Below are 17,724 nucleotides of genomic sequence, written 5' to 3' on the forward strand. Positions count from 1 at the left end.
TAAATTTGAAGACGGGAATTACTAGATAAATTTTTGATGATGCTCTTTAGCCCAGATAAGTAGGCTGTTAGTCTTAGGCTCTAATTTTAGTTTGGTAATAATGTTACTACGGTGTTTTTCTACTGTCCTGTAGGAAATAAACAAGAGCGATGCTATTTCTTTATTCGTTTTATCGGTAGCAATGAGTTTTAAAATTTTCTTTTCTGAAGGTGTTAAGCCTGAAATATCACTGTTTTCAGGAAATTCATCCCCCAACAATTGAAGGATCTTCGGACTGAAATACTGATCTCCATTTGTCACGGTATTGATACAATTTTCGATTTCCTCTAATGCAAACTCTTTTAGCATATAGCCAAAAATGTTCAAGTCTTGAGCCTTTTGGTAAAGTTCCCTCTCCTTGTGTAGGGTGATGAGCACTATTTTAGTAGCAAGGCCATTGGATTTACAATTCTTAGCGATTTCAAGCCCCGACATAAATGGCATTTGAATATCGAGAATGGCAATGTCCGGTTTTTCTTGGGTTATTAAATTATAGGCTTCTCTCCCATTATTACCACTACCTATAAGATTGTACTGCTTTTCAATTAAAAAATCGTTGAGACCTTTTAACAATAGTGGATGGTCGTCTGCAGTAATGATGGTATGTTGATTCATTCAATTGGGAATTTAAACTCAAGCACTGTTCCATTTTCTTTTCTGGAGATAACCTTCATTTGACCATTTAAAAATTTAGTTCTTTCAAGCAATGTTTTTAAGCCCAGAGATTTTTTATCTTCATATTTCTCTGTAAAATCGAACCCTACACCATTGTCTTTTATAGAAATTACAATATTGCCGGTCATTTTTTTCACCAAAACTTTACTGGCTTCAGCTTTTGCATGTTTAATAATATTACTTAGACTTTCCTGAACGATGCGGTATATATTTACTTCTTCTTCAGGTGAAAACAGATTATCTATATTATCGATTTCCGAAGAGATAAACAAAGTAGTGTTTTCATCTATTTGTGTAAGCGTATGTTCGATCGCTTTTGTAATTCCAAGCTCCTGCAATGCAAATGGGTGCAGGTCTCTCGAAATATTTCGAACTTCTTCTATGGTATTATCTACCATTTTTTTGGTAGCGTCATCACCAATTGAAATCAGTTTATTTTTAATTAATAACAACTGCTGCCCAATACCGTCATGGAGATCCTTAGAGATTCGCATCCGCTCTTGCTCCTGAGACACCAGTAATTTCTGGCTAAATCCTTCCTGAAGAATTTTTTTACTTTTCAGGTTTTGTCGGTTCCGATACAAAAGAATCAATCCGAAGGTAAGCATAATTGCGAGACTCACAAAGAACATTAGATTTTTAAAAGTCTGAGTATCTTTTTCAAGCAATTGAATGTTAGTGTTTATTTCGACCAATTGTTTTTCTTTCTCCTGAGTTTCGAAAAGTGTTTGGTAATAGGCTAAAGAATTGACACTTAATTGGTTGTATAAAGAATCTCTAATCACCGAATAGCTGTCTTTATTCTCAAGGCTCTTCTTAAAATTGCCCATTGATTTGTATATATCAGATAGCATTAAATGAGATTCCATCGTTTCATCTTCGTCCCCTAAGCGCTCTGCATTTTCCAGTTTTTTCTGAGCGTAATACAAGCTACTCCTATAGTTTTTAACAGTCTTTAAATAGGTAGCTTTGGCTCCAAAATAAACAAGTTCAACCACATGGTCGCCAGCAAATTTACTGTATAAAGGTTCAATAAGATCGAGCTCTGTTTTTGCGTTTATGAGATCATTTTGGCTACTGTAATATTCAGAAAGTTTTGCATGAATATTAATGTACATATTGTTATTGTGCACTTCAGTGAGACTGGTCATTGCTTTTAAAAGGTATTCTAATTCTAATTTATGGTTTCCAATTTTACGATAGTCAAGCGCCTGATTGTAATATTCACGGGAAAGGTATTGCGTTAAATTTAGTTCGATTAACTTATCAATTAAGACATCCCGTTCTTGTTTGGCTAATTCATAAAAACCGTTGAGACTAAACATAGAAATAATCCCCTGACGGGCGTGGAGCATGTATTTATAGTCCTTTAAGCCCTCATAGTAGAGGTATGCATTGTTGAAATCTTCACCGGCAGCAGCGAAAATTCCTAAATTGACATTGGCTTGTCCTCTGAACAAGTAGGTGTCTGCTACATGGATCGAGTCTTCTTGAGAAAAATTTTCTAATGCTAATGTAAAATCCTTGACTGCTTCGTTTAAATCCAAGCTCCTATTTGCAACTCCTTTCTTTATGTAAAGACCTCCCAGTAAAAAACTATCTTTTATTTTATACTTATGGGCAATTACACCATTAAGTACATTTATGGCCTTTTCAGGATCTTTCTTGTTAAAGGTAAGAATCGATTGAAGGTTCATTGCTTTCCTGGCGGCAGCATCAAAACTATCAATCTTCTTGGCAAGCTCAATATATAAATAGCTGTAGATTATAAAGGTGTTGTCGTCTTTTCTGAAAGTTCGAATAAGGATTGAATCTATAGCCGCGAGGCGCTCCAAATCATTTTTACTCGAATCAACAATTTTTTCATAATGCTGGACATTTTGAGAAAATGATACAGTAGCAAAGAGAAAAACAATTGGTGCTACTATCAGATATTTTATAAGCATTATGCGATCTTCTTAAGAGGAATAAAAGTAATAAAATTATAGAGACTTAAGTTGTTACAGATCAGATTTCTATTTTACGTATAAGCAATTGCGTCCATAATCAATCACGCCTCTTCTCAGTTTTAGAAAATCTGCTCCAATAATTCCATGAATAGTTTGCTCATCGGTCTGCATTAAAGCTTCGTTTATATGACCTAAATCAAAAAGGACAAAATCCATTCCTTTAACATGCCAATTATCAATGGATAGCTTATTGTTTCTTGAAATTCTAGTGTCCATCCCTATTGCTCCGGCACCAGCCGCTTTTATTTTGCTTTCTTCACTAAGTAAATGAAAATGAGTAGTGCTTTTAAAGCCAATACAGCTTGTAGAAGCACCAGTGTCTAATATAAAATCGCCTTTAACACCATTTACTTTTGCTGAAAGCTTATAATGGCCTGTTGCCAGTTTTCTTAAGGGTATTCTGAAATAATTTTTTGCTTCCAGGAAGCCTCTCAATTGCGTCACGCTACTTTTTTTTGTAAAGATAGCAAACAAAATAAGTAGCTTTGCGATTATGTTAACAGATACTCATACCCATTTATATAGTGATGCCTTTGAAGAGGATAGAGAAGCAATGATGCAGCGTGCTTTTGACCAAGGGATTAGACGATTTTTTATTCCCGCGATCGATTCAGGATATACCCAATCAATGTACGATTTGGAAAAAGCATATCCCGAAAACGTATTTTTAATGATGGGGTTGCATCCTACTTCGGTTAAAGAAAATTATAAAGAAGAGTTGCTTCACGTGGAAGCAGAGTTCAAGAAACGTAGCTTCTATGCTGTAGGTGAAATAGGGATTGATTTGTATTGGGATACCTCAACTTTAGAAATTCAAAAAAAGGCATTCCGAAGTCAAATTCAGTTGGCTAAAAAGTATAAATTACCAATTGTTATTCACTGTAGAGAAGCTTTCGATGAAATTTTTGATGTTTTAGAAACTGAAAAAGATGATGATCTCTTCGGAATTTTTCACTGCTTCACAGGAACTTTAGAACAAGCTAAAAGAGCGATTTCTTTTCAAATGAAATTGGGCATTGGTGGGGTTGTGACCTTCAAAAATGGTAAGATAGATACTTTTTTAAATCAAATAGATCTGAAGCATATCGTATTAGAAACCGATTCTCCGTATCTTTCACCGGTACCATATCGGGGCAAGCGAAATGAAAGTAGCTACCTTTCTTTAGTATGTAAAAAACTGTCTCAGATTTATGGTCTTTCCGAAGAAGAAATTGCAAAAATTACTACTAAGAATTCTACAGAAGTTTTCGGAGTATAAAAAGGCGAATTAAGTAAGGCATATGGCAAATAATAAACCCAATATTCTTTTAATTTACACTGGTGGAACCATTGGAATGATCAAAGATTTTGAAACAGGAGCGCTACGAAATTTCAATTTTAATGATCTTCTAAAGCACATCCCGGAATTAAAACTATTAGATTGTGATATCGCCACCACTAGTTTTAAGGAGCCAATCGATAGTTCAAATATGAACCCAGCCTATTGGGTGGATATAGCTACGATTATAGAAGAAAAGTACGATGAATTCGATGGTTTTGTGGTATTACACGGAAGTGATACGATGTCTTATACCGCTTCGGCACTAAGTTTCATGCTAGAGAATCTAAGTAAACCTGTTGTGTTTACAGGATCTCAGCTTCCAATTGGAGATTTGAGGACCGATGCTAAAGAAAATTTAATTACTTCCATACAAATTGCGGCCTTACGTGAAAAAGGGCATTCTAAGATCACGGAAGTTTGTTTATATTTTGAATATAAATTATATCGTGCCAATCGAACCACAAAGATAAATGCTGAGCATTTTGAAGCCTTCGCTTCATTGAATTATCCGGCACTTGCCGAAAGTGGTGTACATCTTACTGTGAACGACAATGCTTTATTGGCGGTTAATAGACGAAAAAAGTTAAAGGTTCATAAAAGAATGGAGTCGAATATACTTCTTGTTAAGATGTTCCCGGGAATTGACGAAACCACGATTACTTATTTATTCGAGTATCCAGAGATAAAAGGATTAGTGCTTGAAACCTATGGAAGTGGGAACATTACCAATGAACTGTGGTTCCTGAAAGCACTAAAGAAATTGATGAGCAAAGGGATACCGGTGATAAATGTAACCCAATGTTCGGGAGGAAGTGTCGCTATGGGGCAATATGAAACGAGCATAGATTTAAAGAAGATGGGTGTAATTTCTGGGAAGGATGCAACTACAGAAGCTGCCTTGGCAAAATTAATGTACTTACTGGGGCAGGAAGTAACGACTAATAGTTTTAAAACAATTTTCGAAACATCACTAAGAGGTGAGATGCAATAAATAATAGGTAAAAATCTTTTTTGGCATTATTTTTTTTTTGTTATTTGCCATCCTGAGATTGAAATTAAAGAACTAGAGAGGTGGCCGAGTGGCTTAAGGCGCACGCTTGGAAAGCGTGTATACGGCAACGTATCGAGGGTTCGAATCCCTTCCTCTCTGCAAATTTTTTGATGTTATTTATAGTTGGATAACGATACTTTTTAGCGATATTGATTTTGTTTTAACATAAATGCCTTAAGAATCTTGATTTTCGTTCTAAGTTTTTATAAAATTACAATAAGATTGAACTATAGAATTACCGTTTAACAGGTTAAATTACTTTTCAGCTTATTATTACTAGGCTAATAGTCTTAATAACAGCAAATACGGGCTTGCGTCAAATATATTATTGCAGATTAATTAAATTATTTTATATCTTTAAACCTTTAACTAAAAACAAACTTTAAGTCGATAGCAATGAAAAAATTATTTACTATTATGGCAATTGCCGCATTAGTTTTTGCGGGAACCTTCACTGCAAATGCAGCACAGTCTATGCCAACCAGCACTCAAACCTTAACTACTGCAGCAACGGTTTCATTTGTACAAGATGAAGAAGCGGCAACTACTGAAGAGCCTCAAGGATGGCATCAGAAATTAAAACAACGTTTTATTGAAGGGGGTCCTAGTTTTATGGGGATTGTACTTTTATGTTTGATTCTTGGATTGGCCATCGCTATTGAAAGAATTATATACCTAAACCTTTCAACTACCAATACTCAAAAATTGGCTGAAAATGTGGAAGATGCATTGAATAGTGGAGGTATAGAAGCTGCCAAGGAAGTTTGTAGAAATACAAAAGGTCCTGTAGCATCTATCTATTATCAAGGTCTGGACCGTGCGGATGAGAGCATTGAAGCTGCCGAAAAAGCTGTTGTGGCTTATGGTGGAGTTCAAATGGGACAATTGGAAAAGAACGTTTCTTGGATTTCTTTATTTATCGCTTTGGCGCCGATGCTTGGTTTTATGGGTACGGTAATTGGTATGATCTTGGCTTTCGATAAGATTGAAGCAGCCGGTGACATGAACCCTTCTCTTGTAGCAGGGGGTATTAAAGTGGCACTTTTAACTACGGTATTTGGTTTGGTTGTAGCAATTATATTACAGATCTTTTACAACTATATCATTGCGAAAATTGACAGCATTGTAAATAGTATGGAAGATGCTTCTATCACATTGATTGATATGTTGGTAGACTACAAAAACAAACGATAATTTAAAAAATACCAAGAATGGGTTTACATAAAATATTAAAAATTATAGCATTGATCCTTAGTATTGGGGGAATTGTATTTCTTGCAATGATCGTAACTAAGGGTGATGATGCTATAAAAGCAACCGGAGAATACCTAGATGGGTTCTTATACGTAGCATATATTATTTTTGCTATCGTTCTTTTCTTTGTGGTCATTTTTGTTCTGAAAGGATTAATGTCCGGAAACATTAAAAACACGCTTATATCAATTGGTGCATTCTTAGCAATCGTCATTATATCTTATGTAATGGCAGATGGTGTAGAAACACCAATGAAGGATGGGAAAATACTATCGGCCAGTGGTTCGAAATTAGTTTCTACTGGATTGTATGTGTTCTATATGTTAGGTATACTTGCTATTGGAGCAATGATTTTTAGCGGATTTAAGAAAATTTCTAACAGGTAACAACATGGCAAGAAGAGCAACACCAGAAGTTAATGCAGGTTCGATGGCGGATATCGCGTTCCTCTTGCTTATCTTCTTTTTGGTAACGACGACCATTGAGAAAGATAAGGGGATCGCCAGACAATTGCCTCCAAACGAAGAAGTAACCGACCCGCCTATTATTAAGCAAAAGAACTTGTTCATAGTAAATGTGAATAAAAATGATCAATTGCTGGTAGAGGATAAATTGATGGAACTTAAGGATCTTAGACAGGCAGCAATTGCCTTTCTAGATAATGGTGGTGCGCCAGCCGGAAGCCCGGAACATTGTAACCATTGTAAAGGTAAAAGAGCCCCGGATTCATCAGATAATCCCGACAAAGCGGTAATATCTGTACAGAATGACCGACTCACTTCTTATAAGATGTATATCTCCGTTCAAAATGAATTGGTAGCAGCATACAATTTTCTAAGAAATAGAGAGTCGCAGCGGCTTTATGGATGGAAATTCACGGAGTTAAAAAAGGCTATCGACGAAGGAAGTTATGCAGGCAACGAAGAGGCTGCTAATTCAAAACTCGAGAATGTTCAAAAATTATTTCCTTTGAAGCTTTCCGAAGCAGAACCAAAATCGTCAGGAAAATAAATCAGGTAAACTATGTCAAAATTCACGAAGAAAAAAAGTAGCGAACTACCTGCGGTTAATACAGCATCCTTGCCGGATATTGTATTTATGTTGTTGTTCTTTTTTATGGTGGTAACCGTATTAAGAAATAACAACCTATTAGTAAAGAATGAGTTGCCGAAAGCAGATCAGGTTGAAAAACTAAAGAAGGATCGTTCGGTGTACATTTTTGCCGGTAAGCCAAGTGCCCGCTACCAAGATAAATACGGGAAAGAAGGAAAGATCCAAATAGGTGATAAATATACAGATGTTACAAATTTAAAATTCGCTCTTACTGAGGCAAGACAAAAATTACTTCCTGAACTTCAGGATAAAGTAATGGTTGCGTTAAAAGTTGACAAGGAAACCAATACAGGGCTTGTTACTGATATTAAACAGGAATTGCGGGATATAAATATGTTGAAATTGATATACATTACTTCACCCGGAACCGAAATAGGTAATTAAGATTTAATCCTTAATTATTATAGAAACGCCTTGTTCTGAATCGTCAGAAACAAGGCGTTTTTTTATTGAGCTATTCCAAAATTACGAGTATATTTAACCTATGTCTCTTAACTTTCGTCTCTTTTTCTTTTTTAACTTGCTATTTACTTCATTGGTAATAATAGCACAGGACACGACTGCTATATCTTCTGGCGATACTAAATATCGTGAGGATCAATTTTATATTGGTGCAACTTATAATCTTCTTTCAAATGTGCCTTCCGGGGTCAAAATTAGAGGCCTTTCCGGGGGCATCCAGTTCGGTTATCTAAGAGATATGCCGATCAATGAAAAACGCACATTTGCGATTGCAATAGGTGCTGGGTTTGGGTTTAATGAATACGGTCAAAACTTATTTATTGGGGAAGTGGAAGGCGAAAAATCAACTTTTACCGTTTTAAACGATGAGGATTTCAATTACAATCGCAATAGATTCAGTATTTCAACCATTGATCTACCTATTGAGTTAAGGTGGCGTGCCTCTACACCAGAAACCTATAAATTTTGGAGAGTGTATGCCGGCTTTAGAGTGGGCTATGCTTATTGGTATAAGGCAACTTTTAAACAAACTGGAAATAACGTAAATCAGACAAATATTCCTGAATTTGATAGATTACGACTCGGAACTACACTAAGCTTTGGTTATAACACCTTTAATTTTTTCGCCTATTACGGTTTGAATCCATTTTTTAAAGGCGCTGTCACTACTTCTGGAGAGGAGGTTAATTTTCAATCCATACGTGTCGGACTTATGTTTTACATATTATAACCAGAAGTTTAATAAAATTAACTGCGGAATTACCCCAACAAAAAAGCCGGCTATTAATTCTGGGTAGTTGTGTGAGTTTGTATGAAGTCTTGAGGATGCAACCCATCCATTTGCTATAAAGAAAAGGGCGATAGTTCCTAAAATGTTAATTTTAAAATGAACCCCTAAGGCAATCAAAAACATGGTGAGTCCCGCAACTCCCATTTGATGCAAACTTATTTTAAATTTAAGAAATACCAGTATTAACGCAGTGACAGCAGCGAATAAAATTCCCACAAAAAAATAATACAATTCCGGACTTTCATATGGGTCGAAAACCATCTTAATAATCAATAAAATAAGCAAACAGTGAATCATCAACGGGTATTTGCGCTCTTTTACCTCTATTAAATGAATGGATTGTACTATGTTCAGGTTTTTCAATAGAAAAAAACTTATTATCGGGATGAATAAGGTAATTATTGCGACAGCAAAAACACGTGCCCGCATTATATCAATCTCAATGAACCTTGGAGTTATCGAAAAATAAATAACACAGCCAATTAAAGGCATTAAAAGGGGATGCAGGATATATGCGCCAAAACGTAGGAAATAGTTCATTAAATCTCCTTTCTAAGACGTGCAACGGGTAAATCCAGTTGTTCTCTGTATTTAGCAATAGTACGTCGTGCAATGGGGTACCCTTTTTCCTTTAATATTTTGGCAAGTTTATCATCTGTTAATGGCTTTCTTTTGTTTTCTTCTCCAATAGTTATTTCTAGAATCTTTTTAATCTCCTTTGTAGAAACATCTTCTCCCTGGTCATTTTTCATCGACTCACTAAAAAAGTCTTTAATTAGTCGTGTACCATAAGGAGTATCGACGTATTTGCTGTTGGCTACTCGTGAAACCGTGGAAATATCCATACTGATCTTGTCTGCAATATCTTTTAAGATCATAGGTCTTAGTTTGCGCTCGTCTCCCGATAAAAAGTATTCTTCTTGCTGATGCATTATAGCATTCATAGTAACAAAAAGTGTCTGTTGTCGCTGTTTAATAGCATCGATAAACCATTTAGCCGCATCAAGTTTTTGTTTTATAAACTGAACCGCATCTTTTTGTGATCTCGACTTTTCTTTTGATTCCTTATAGCCCTTAAGCATATTCGTATATTCTCTTGACACATGTAATTCAGGCGCGTTTCTTCCGTTGAGTGTCAGTTCCAATTTTCCATCAACAATGGTTATTGCAAAATCGGGTACGACATGTTCAACCATTCTGGTGTTTCCTGAATAAGTCCCTCCGGGCTTAGGATTTAAACTTTCTACTTCATGAATGGCACTTCGCAGTTGGTCTTCAGATATGTCGAATTTCTGAAGTAGTTTTTTATAATGTTTTTTTGAAAAATGATCGAATGAATCCTCAAGTATTGAAATCGCAAGTGCTACAGCTGGTGTGGCTTCTTTCCGTTCCAGTTGAAGGAGTAAACACTCCTGAAGCCCTCTGGCACCGACACCTGCAGGATCCAGGTCCTGAACGATACAAAGAACCTTTTCAATCTTTTCTTCACTAGTATAGACATTTTGCGTAAAAGCCAGATCATCGACTATATCTATTAAATCACGTCTTATATATCCACTTTCATCTACACTTCCTACTAAAAACTTGGCGATTTCTTCTTCTTCCTCATCCAGACGATAGGTGCTAAGCTGTTGCATTAAGAATTGATTGAACGATGTTCCGGATGCATAAGGCATTTCTTTTTCTTCATCATCCGCACTATAATTATTTGCAGAAAGCTTATAAGATGGTGTCTCATCATCACTCAAATAATCGTCTACGTTGATCTCTGTTTCGATTACCTCAGTGCCATCGTTAAAGTCATCATCATAATCCTCATTGGAGAGATCTTCATCAAAGGGATCTCCTTCATCTTTTCCACCCTCTAAGGCCGGATTTTCATTCATTTCCTGCGAAATGCGTTGTTCAAACGCTTGCGTAGGCAGCTGTATCAACTTCATCAACTGTATTTGTTGCGGAGATAGTTTTTGAGAAAGTTTAAAATTAAGCTGCTGTTTTAACATAGGTATTTTAATGTACTCATAAAGTTAAAAAAAACTGGCTACTTAATATGTAAAAGCAGCCAGTTTTAATAATATGTTGTGATATTCCGAGGAAAGTTCTCTCTTTGTCAATGGATAAGTTTAGAACTCAGCATTACCCGGTGTTCTCGGATAAGGGATTACATCTCTAATATTCCCCATTCCGGTTACAAACTGTACCATTCGCTCAAAACCTAGTCCGAAGCCACTATGAACCGCAGTTCCAAATTTTCGAAGTTCTAAATACCACCATAATTCCTTTTCATCAATACCCATGGTCTCCATTTTTTGCTTTAACACATCGTAACGTTCTTCTCTTTGAGATCCTCCTACGATCTCCCCAATACCTGGGAAAAGTACATCCATAGCACGAACTGTATTTCCGTCGTCATTTAAGCGCATATAGAATGCCTTAATCTTTGCCGGATAATCAAATAAGATTACAGGGCATTTAAAGTGTTTTTCAACTAAGAAGCGTTCATGTTCACTTTGTAAATCTGCACCCCATTCGTCAATGATATATTTAAATTTTTTCTTCTGATTTGGTTTTGATCGCTTTAAAATTTCAATCGCCTCGGTATAGGTAACTCTTTTAAAATTATTGTCTACAATAAACTTAAGTTTCTCGCGCAATGCCATATCACTCCTTTCTGCCTGTGGCTTGCTTTTTTCATCCTGTAATAATCTATCTTCTAAAAACTCAAGATCATCTGCACAATTTTCAAGTGCGTAGTTTACAATATATTTTATAAAGTCCTCTGCAAGGTCCATGTTTGCATCAAGATCATTGAAGGCTACTTCAGGTTCTATCATCCAGAATTCCGCCAAGTGACGAGAAGTATTCGAATTTTCTGCTCTAAAAGTGGGTCCGAAGGTATATACCTTGCCCAATCCCATTGCGTAAGTTTCTGCCTCTAATTGCCCGCTTACTGTTAAGTTGGTTTCTTTTCCGAAGAAGTCCTCTTTATAATTAATATTCCCATTTTCATCCAAAGGCGGGTTTTTTGGGTCTAAAGCACTTACCCGAAACATTTCACCGGCTCCTTCAGCATCACTTCCTGTAATAATAGGAGCGTGCATATAATTGAAGCCGTTTTTTTGAAAATACTCATGAATTGCAAAGGCTAACTTTGAGCGCGTTCGCATTACGGCACTAAAAGTATTGGTTCGTACACGGAGATGCGCTTGCTCCCGAAGTTTTTCAAGAGAATGTCGTTTAGGAGATAAGATGGTGAGTTTTACATCTTCCGGATTGGCTTCACCCAATATTTCAACAGCCTCGACCTGTATCTCAACAGCCTGACCCTGTCCCTGACTTTCAACTAAAAGCCCTTTCACCTCAATAGCGGCACCCACTGTAATCTTTTTAAGTGTTTCTTCCTCAAATTTTTCGAAGTCGACAACACATTGAATGTTTTTAATAGTAGAGCCGTCATTTAATGCAATAAACCGGTTACTTCTAAAAGATCGCACCCAGCCTTTTACAATAACTTGATGTAGTGAAGGCTCGCTTTGTATTAATGTAAGTATTTCTGTATGCTGCATGGTTTTGTTTTATAAAGGCGTAAAGATAAATTTTTAATTGTGAAATCTCAATATTGAATGATCGAAGAGAATAATGCTGATTCAATTCCTTCAGAAGATGAAATAATTAGTTAGGATTTATTTCATCATCAACCTCAGTCTCCTCATCTTCATCATCCGGAATAATTTTAAGTGCCGGTTTCTTCAATGTCTCCTTATTGGCTATGCTCCTTTCGAGTGATAGTAATAGAGAAGGGAGTAAAAGTAAATTCGCTAACATTGCAAAAAGCAGCGTTGCAGATACCAAAGCACCTAAGGCTACAGTTCCACCAAAGCTGGAAATAGTAAAGACTGAAAATCCGAAGAACAACACTATTGATGTATAAAACATACTAACACCTGTTTCACGAAGTGCTGCATAAACAGATTTTTTAATCTTCCAATTGTTAGCAATTAATTCCTGACGGTATTTTGCTAAAAAGTGAATTGTGTCATCCACCGAGATCCCAAAAGCAATACTAAATACTAAAATGGTAGATGGCTTAATAGGTACCCCTATGAACCCCATTAGTCCAGCGGTAATAATAAGAGGCAATAAGTTTGGGATAAGTGAAACCAGGATCATTCGCATACTTCTAAACATCCACGCCATGAATAATGCAATTAATAAGATGGCCAGTGATAGTGAAATGATTAGATTATTAACCAGATATTTGGTTCCTTTCTGAAAAACAAGTGCCTTTCCGGTAATCGATACATCATATCTCTCTGGAGGAAATATTTTTATAATTTTTGCCTTTAGATCTTCTTCAATTCGGTCGAAACGCTCTGTTTCAGTATCACTCATAAAAGTGGTAATACGGGCATACTGACCAGTAGAATCGACATAACTAGAGAGCAGATTTGTGTTTTTTGCACTGTTCTTAGCATACGACAATAAAAAAGTTCGTTCCTGGCTGTTGGGTAATTGATAGTATTCGGGATTACCGTTGTAATAGGCCTGTTTCGAATATTTAACTAATTCTGCAACGGATAAGGGTCTTGAAAATTCCGGAAATTCTTCAATATATTCCTGAAGTTCGTCAATTCGTTTAAGTGTGGCCAAATTCATAACACCTTTTGGGCGTTTAGTATCGACAAGTATTTCCATTGGCATAATGCCTTTGTATTCCTTTTCAAAATAGCGAATATCCTTATAGAATTCTGCTTGTTTTGGCATGTCCTCAATGAGACTTCCGGATATTTTTATATTAAAAATTCCAATAATACTAGCACATAGTAATAAAATGGCCGAAATATAAATGGCAATTCGATGTCCACGCACCATTTTTTCCATCCAATTCACAAAACCATTAATCCATCCTTTATTTAGGTGTTTTAAGTGCTTGTTCTTCGGAACGGCCATATAACTATATAAAATAGGTATAATTAAAAGGCTGAGTAAAAAGATAGCAATGATATTTATGGAAGCAACGATTCCAAACTCTTTTAACAACTGACTATTAGTAAGAATAAATGTAGCAAATCCTGATGCCGTCGTTACATTGGTCATTAAGGTGGCATTTCCAACTTTAGTAATAACGCGTTGCAAAGATTTGGCCTGATTTCCATGTTGCTTGATCTCCTGTTGGTATTTATTGATCAAGAAAATACAGTTGGGAATACCTATTACAATAATAAGCGGAGGAATTAAAGCAGTAAGTACAGTGATCTCATATTGCAGTAATCCCAATATTCCGAAAGCCCACATTACACCAATTATAACGGTTACCATCGATATTAAAGTAGCACGGAATGACCTGAAAAAGAAGAAAAAGATGATGGAGGTTACCGCTAGTGCAGCCCCGATAAACATTCCTATCTCGTCAATTATATTTTGGGAGTTGAGGGTGCGTATATAGGGCATCCCGGAGGTGTGTACATTAATACCCGTTTCAGCTTCAAAAGCGCGGACTCTAGGGATTAATACAGTGTCAATAAACGCCTTTCGAACTGGAGTGTTTACAATATCCTTATGAAGATAAACTGCAGTCCGAACCGATTTTTTGTCGGGACTATATACCAGACCATTGTAAAATGGAAGTTTTGAGAAAAGCTCGTATTTATATTGCTTTAAATTTTCAGTAGTAAAAACAGTGTCATTTAAAAAAGGCACCATCTTAAAACCGGCTGAGTCAGTTCTTTTTTCTAGTTTCTGAAGATCACTCAATGCCAGTGTGAATTCTACGGCTGAAGCTTTTTTGAGATCATCGGACAAACGATTCCATGCCGAAAATTTTTCGGGTGTAAAAAGTGTTGAATCTTTTACTCCAAGAACTATTAAATTTCCTTCTTCTCCAAACTTGTCTAAGAAATTTTTGTACTCAAGATTGATCTCATGATCATCCGGCAATAAATTAGCTTCAGAATAGGTAAATCGCATATGTTTCCATTGCATTCCGAAGAAAACGGTAATAAGGGCGATCACAATAAGAATCAGTGTTCTATTCCGAAGAATAAATCGGGCAGTTGCACTCCAAAAACCAATACTGAAAAGTTTATTCAAGACTTATCTAATGTTACGAATTGGCAAAGGTATGAATAAGTTATAAGGAAGAAATATTTTTTGACCACATTTTCGGCCATTATAGCTTCAGATAGAAAGTAAATTTGAAGGCGATATTGTCTTCAAATTTAGGTAGGTGATAATAACCATAACGATACGCGAAACTGAGTCCGAAACCATAAAGTATCTTATTTATTTCCAGGCCAGATTCTGAGTAGAATTGCTCTAAAGTTTTAATAGGAATTCCAATGTGGGCATCCTTTTCTGAAAGATCTCCAAGTGCGTGTTTAGTAATAAAAACGAGCTCCGGCTGTATCTTTTTTGAAATATTAAAACGGCGAAGGCTATGTTTTACCTGAAGCGTTGTAAGTCGGTCCGAGAAAAACTCCCCAAAATACATGGTCTCGAAACTTCGCCTTCCTGCTACAGAAAAACGTTTCAGAACTGTACCTTTTGTTGGGCTATTAGGGTAGGCGTGAAACAAATGGGTTAAGGGAACATCTCCAGTTGCCAAAAGTCCTTCCAGTAAAAAATTAGTTGATGATAGATCGGTTCTTTTAATGTAATAATCCAATTTTAAGCCAAACTTAGTGTAATTGAAATCACTTTTAGTAATGCCTTTAATTCCTTGCGTTACCTGAGCACTAATTTTAGGAAAGCCATCAAAGTATTCTATTTTCCCATCATCGGTTGTAAAAAAATTGGTTTTAGGGCTTATACGCACAGATAGCGTAGTTTCGGCGATTTCGTAGCTGTCATAAATAATACCATCCTTCCAAAAAAGATAATTTTCGGTTTGTTCGATTCTACTTCGTGATAAGCGGGCCTCAGCGAGAAATTTTTTCGAAAATTCGTGTTGTATATTTGTTTGCCAGGATCGATGCTTATAGAATTGAGTTACGTTTACTAATCGCGGTTCAAAAACTGAATAGACTCTGGAATCGGTAAGATATTCAAAGGAACCTATTTCTCGTATGTCATCGGTGTAATAGAGGTTTACCCATGTATTTTTTTCTTCTTCTAAGCGAGCACTACCTCCTAATGAAAATTTCACATCTTCATCTTTAAAACCATAAGCTACATACCCACCAAATTTGTAGATTTCCGAAAGACGGTTATTGGTTACTCCTCCAACCCCTAAGCGAAGGCCTTCAAAATTGTTATACTTAACAATGTATTTGAGATCGACATCGAAAAAACCAATAGGGTAAAATCCGGTGTTAAACGGGTTTGCTTTTTTATTAGTATTTGTAGTATCCGGCTTTGTGGTAATTGCTGGTTCTTGCGCAAGTACGGAAAATCCCGTAAAGAGAAGAAGAATCAGTAAAAAGTTGCGCATACAATTTGTTTTTTATTGCAATCGGACTAAATTATAAATAAAGCGGCTATATGCCGCTTTGTTTAACTTTTTGAATGAAAACTTTACTTAAACTGTCATGATTTCTTTTTCCTTTTTGGTAAGAATTGCATCAATTTTGTTGATGTGTTCATCTGTCATCTTCTGGATATCGATTTCAACATTTTTTTGAAGGTCTTCGGAAATATCCAGGTCTTTTAATTCGCTGTTTGCATTTTTACGATCATTTCTTACACCGATCTTCGATTCTTCGGCTTCATGTTTCGCTTGCTTTGCCAAGTCCCGTCTCCGTTCTTCGGTTAAAGGAGGTACATTTATAATAATACTTTCACCATTGTTCATTGGATTAAATCCAATATTTGCCAAGTGAATTCCTTTTTCAATATCAGGGATCAAATTCTTTTCCCAAGGCTGAATGGTGATAGTCATACCGTCGGGAGTACTCACATTTGCTACCTGACCTAAAGGCGTAGGACTGCCGTAATAATCGACCATTACACCTGCAACCATGGATGGAGTTGCTTTACCTGCACGGATGTTGACAAATTTCTTTTCAAGGTGTAATAATGCATCATGCATTGCTTCCTTTGTACTATCGAGTATAAATTTAATTTCTTCTTCCATATTAATGTCAGCTTGAGACTGATATCTTTTTGCGTTAACGTTTAACCTTGTCTTGAAAAGCAAATACACGAAACGTTCAATAAAATATTGGTGTATTCGGCTTGCTTGACGTAGTCAATATAAGATTTTTCAATGATTTTTCAAAAATCGAGCCATTTATTGGGTTGCTTCAGAAGAGAAATTATTAGAGATTTACTTTCGTTCCGATTTTTTCTCCGGAAACAACCTTCATTAAATTGCCTTTGGTATTCATGTCAAACACTATAATAGGCAATTCATTTTCTTGACTTAATGTAAAGGCGGTAGTATCCATCACCTTCAAACCTTTCCGAAGCACATCATCAAAAGTAATAAAATCGAATTTTGTTGCACTTCTGTCTTTTTCAGGGTCGCTGCTATAGATTCCATCAACGCGTGTACCCTTTAAGATTACATCGGCGTGTATCTCGATAGCCCGCAATACAGCTGCCGAATCTGTAGTGAAATATGGATTTCCGGTTCCACCACCAAAAATAACAACGCGACCTTTCTCCAAATGGCGAATGGCTTTCCGACGAATAAACGGTTCTGCAACTTCGTTTATCTTAATAGCAGATTGCAATCTAGTTGGTATGTCTTCATCTTCAAGTGCCGACTGTAATGCTAATCCGTTAATAACGGTGGCGAGCATTCCCATATGATCACCTTGTACACGATCCATTCCGCGACTGGCTCCGGCAACACCTCTAAAAATGTTTCCGCCGCCAATAACTATTGCGACTTCAACTCCTTTATCGATAATTTGCTTTATTTCTTCGGCATATTCTTTAAGTCTTTCGGGATCGATACCGTATTGACGGTTTCCCATTAGTGCTTCTCCCGATAATTTTAAAAGAATTCTTTTGTAGTGCATAATTGAGGTTTGCTTAATAATTTATTCGGCCTATGCCATTGAACAAA

General features: G+C 36.3%; 17 protein-coding genes and 1 tRNA gene. 8 read left to right on the forward strand and 10 right to left on the reverse strand.

The genetic code is table 11. The annotated features are described in order from the left end of the window. Positions 1-21 precede the first annotated feature (21 nt). From BXY75_RS03340 to BXY75_RS03350, 3 genes are all read right to left on the reverse strand, one after another. A complete protein-coding gene (locus BXY75_RS03340) occupies positions 22-654 on the reverse strand; it encodes a response regulator (protein WP_121906274.1) in 633 nt (210 codons plus the stop codon). Next, complete coding sequence (locus BXY75_RS03345) at positions 651-2,660, reverse strand: sensor histidine kinase (protein ID WP_121906275.1); 2,010 nt, start codon at positions 2,658-2,660, stop codon at positions 651-653. Before BXY75_RS03345 ends, BXY75_RS03340 begins: the two co-directional genes overlap by 4 nt. A 69-nt stretch (positions 2,661-2,729) precedes the next feature. Then, positions 2,730-3,167: a retropepsin-like aspartic protease gene (locus BXY75_RS03350; protein WP_121906276.1), complete on the reverse strand. Its 438-nt coding sequence runs from the start codon at positions 3,165-3,167 to the stop codon at positions 2,730-2,732. Positions 3,168-3,213: 46 nt separating this feature from the next. Between BXY75_RS03350 and BXY75_RS03355 the strand changes: the two genes are divergently transcribed. The 8 genes from BXY75_RS03355 to BXY75_RS03390 all read left to right on the forward strand — a co-directional run bounded on the left by BXY75_RS03355 (position 3,214) and on the right by BXY75_RS03390 (position 8,654). Then, on the forward strand, positions 3,214-3,981 hold the full coding sequence (locus tag BXY75_RS03355) for a TatD family hydrolase (RefSeq protein WP_121906277.1): 768 nt from the start codon (positions 3,214-3,216) through the stop codon (positions 3,979-3,981). A 22-nt stretch (positions 3,982-4,003) separates the two neighbouring features. After that, on the forward strand, positions 4,004-5,035 hold the full coding sequence (locus BXY75_RS03360; protein ID WP_121906278.1) for an asparaginase: 1,032 nt from the start codon (positions 4,004-4,006) through the stop codon (positions 5,033-5,035). Between the two features lie 74 nt (positions 5,036-5,109). Continuing rightward, a tRNA-Ser gene (locus tag BXY75_RS03365) sits at positions 5,110-5,194 on the forward strand. Between the two features lie 297 nt (positions 5,195-5,491). Beyond that, positions 5,492-6,289, forward strand: coding sequence for a MotA/TolQ/ExbB proton channel family protein (locus tag BXY75_RS03370; protein ID WP_121906279.1), 798 nt, complete (start codon positions 5,492-5,494; stop codon positions 6,287-6,289). 17 nt (positions 6,290-6,306) lie between these two features. Further along, entirely contained in the window at positions 6,307-6,735 is a 429-nt protein-coding gene (locus BXY75_RS03375) for a hypothetical protein (RefSeq protein WP_121906280.1), read from the forward strand. A 4-nt stretch (positions 6,736-6,739) separates the two neighbouring features. After that, positions 6,740-7,360: an ExbD/TolR family protein gene (locus tag BXY75_RS03380; RefSeq protein WP_121906281.1), complete on the forward strand. Its 621-nt coding sequence runs from the start codon at positions 6,740-6,742 to the stop codon at positions 7,358-7,360. Between the two features lie 12 nt (positions 7,361-7,372). Beyond that, on the forward strand, positions 7,373-7,846 hold the full coding sequence (locus tag BXY75_RS03385; RefSeq protein WP_121906282.1) for an ExbD/TolR family protein: 474 nt from the start codon (positions 7,373-7,375) through the stop codon (positions 7,844-7,846). Positions 7,847-7,946: 100 nt separating this feature from the next. Next, on the forward strand, positions 7,947-8,654 hold the full coding sequence (locus tag BXY75_RS03390; RefSeq protein WP_121906283.1) for a porin family protein: 708 nt from the start codon (positions 7,947-7,949) through the stop codon (positions 8,652-8,654). Here the strand turns inward: BXY75_RS03390 and BXY75_RS03395 are convergent. The 7 genes from BXY75_RS03395 to pyrH form a co-directional block, all read right to left on the reverse strand. After that, positions 8,649-9,254, reverse strand: coding sequence for a hypothetical protein (locus BXY75_RS03395; protein WP_121906284.1), 606 nt, complete (start codon positions 9,252-9,254; stop codon positions 8,649-8,651). The two genes, BXY75_RS03390 and BXY75_RS03395, sit on opposite strands and share 6 nt — an antisense overlap. Then, positions 9,254-10,717: an RNA polymerase factor sigma-54 gene (gene rpoN, locus BXY75_RS03400; RefSeq protein ID WP_121906285.1), complete on the reverse strand. Its 1,464-nt coding sequence runs from the start codon at positions 10,715-10,717 to the stop codon at positions 9,254-9,256. The genes BXY75_RS03395 and rpoN overlap by 1 nt, the downstream gene beginning before the upstream one ends. Positions 10,718-10,837: 120 nt before the next feature. After that, positions 10,838-12,280 (reverse strand): asparagine--tRNA ligase, encoded by a 1,443-nt coding sequence (asnS, locus tag BXY75_RS03405; RefSeq protein ID WP_121906286.1) that lies wholly within the window; start codon positions 12,278-12,280, stop codon positions 10,838-10,840. A 106-nt stretch (positions 12,281-12,386) separates the two neighbouring features. Further along, positions 12,387-14,804 (reverse strand): efflux RND transporter permease subunit, encoded by a 2,418-nt coding sequence (locus tag BXY75_RS03410; protein WP_121906287.1) that lies wholly within the window; start codon positions 14,802-14,804, stop codon positions 12,387-12,389. Between the two features lie 79 nt (positions 14,805-14,883). Beyond that, the gene (locus tag BXY75_RS03415; RefSeq protein WP_121906288.1) at positions 14,884-16,143 is read right to left on the reverse strand and encodes a DUF5686 family protein; all 1,260 of its coding nucleotides are present in this window, start codon (positions 16,141-16,143) and stop codon (positions 14,884-14,886) included. An 87-nt stretch (positions 16,144-16,230) separates the two neighbouring features. Further along, entirely contained in the window at positions 16,231-16,785 is a 555-nt protein-coding gene (frr, locus tag BXY75_RS03420) for a ribosome recycling factor (RefSeq protein WP_121906289.1), read from the reverse strand. A 184-nt stretch (positions 16,786-16,969) separates the two neighbouring features. Beyond that, a complete protein-coding gene (gene pyrH, locus BXY75_RS03425) occupies positions 16,970-17,677 on the reverse strand; it encodes a UMP kinase (protein WP_121906290.1) in 708 nt (235 codons plus the stop codon). Positions 17,678-17,724: the final 47 nt, after the last annotated feature.

The sequence above is a fragment of the Ulvibacter antarcticus genome (genome assembly GCF_003688405.1).
In the GTDB taxonomy this organism is placed as follows: Bacteria; Bacteroidota; Bacteroidia; order Flavobacteriales; family Flavobacteriaceae; genus Ulvibacter; species Ulvibacter antarcticus.

Excerpts from the sequence above, each read along its gene's own strand:
- BXY75_RS03340 (WP_121906274.1), bottom strand. The coding sequence starts at position 654 with ATGAATCAACATACCATCATTACTGCAGACGACCATCCACTATTGTTA.
- BXY75_RS03345 (WP_121906275.1), bottom strand. The coding sequence starts at position 2,660 with ATGCTTATAAAATATCTGATAGTAGCACCAATTGTTTTTCTCTTTGCT.
- BXY75_RS03360 (WP_121906278.1), top strand. The coding sequence starts at position 4,004 with ATGGCAAATAATAAACCCAATATTCTTTTAATTTACACTGGTGGAACC.
- BXY75_RS03370 (WP_121906279.1), top strand. The coding sequence starts at position 5,492 with ATGAAAAAATTATTTACTATTATGGCAATTGCCGCATTAGTTTTTGCG.
- BXY75_RS03375 (WP_121906280.1), top strand. The coding sequence starts at position 6,307 with ATGGGTTTACATAAAATATTAAAAATTATAGCATTGATCCTTAGTATT.
- BXY75_RS03380 (WP_121906281.1), top strand. The coding sequence starts at position 6,740 with ATGGCAAGAAGAGCAACACCAGAAGTTAATGCAGGTTCGATGGCGGAT.
- BXY75_RS03385 (WP_121906282.1), top strand. The coding sequence starts at position 7,373 with ATGTCAAAATTCACGAAGAAAAAAAGTAGCGAACTACCTGCGGTTAAT.
- BXY75_RS03390 (WP_121906283.1), top strand. The coding sequence starts at position 7,947 with ATGTCTCTTAACTTTCGTCTCTTTTTCTTTTTTAACTTGCTATTTACT.
- BXY75_RS03395 (WP_121906284.1), bottom strand. The coding sequence starts at position 9,254 with ATGAACTATTTCCTACGTTTTGGCGCATATATCCTGCATCCCCTTTTA.
- rpoN (WP_121906285.1), bottom strand. The coding sequence starts at position 10,717 with ATGTTAAAACAGCAGCTTAATTTTAAACTTTCTCAAAAACTATCTCCG.
- asnS (WP_121906286.1), bottom strand. The coding sequence starts at position 12,280 with ATGCAGCATACAGAAATACTTACATTAATACAAAGCGAGCCTTCACTA.
- BXY75_RS03415 (WP_121906288.1), bottom strand. The coding sequence starts at position 16,143 with ATGCGCAACTTTTTACTGATTCTTCTTCTCTTTACGGGATTTTCCGTA.
- frr (WP_121906289.1), bottom strand. The coding sequence starts at position 16,785 with ATGGAAGAAGAAATTAAATTTATACTCGATAGTACAAAGGAAGCAATG.
- pyrH (WP_121906290.1), bottom strand. The coding sequence starts at position 17,677 with ATGCACTACAAAAGAATTCTTTTAAAATTATCGGGAGAAGCACTAATG.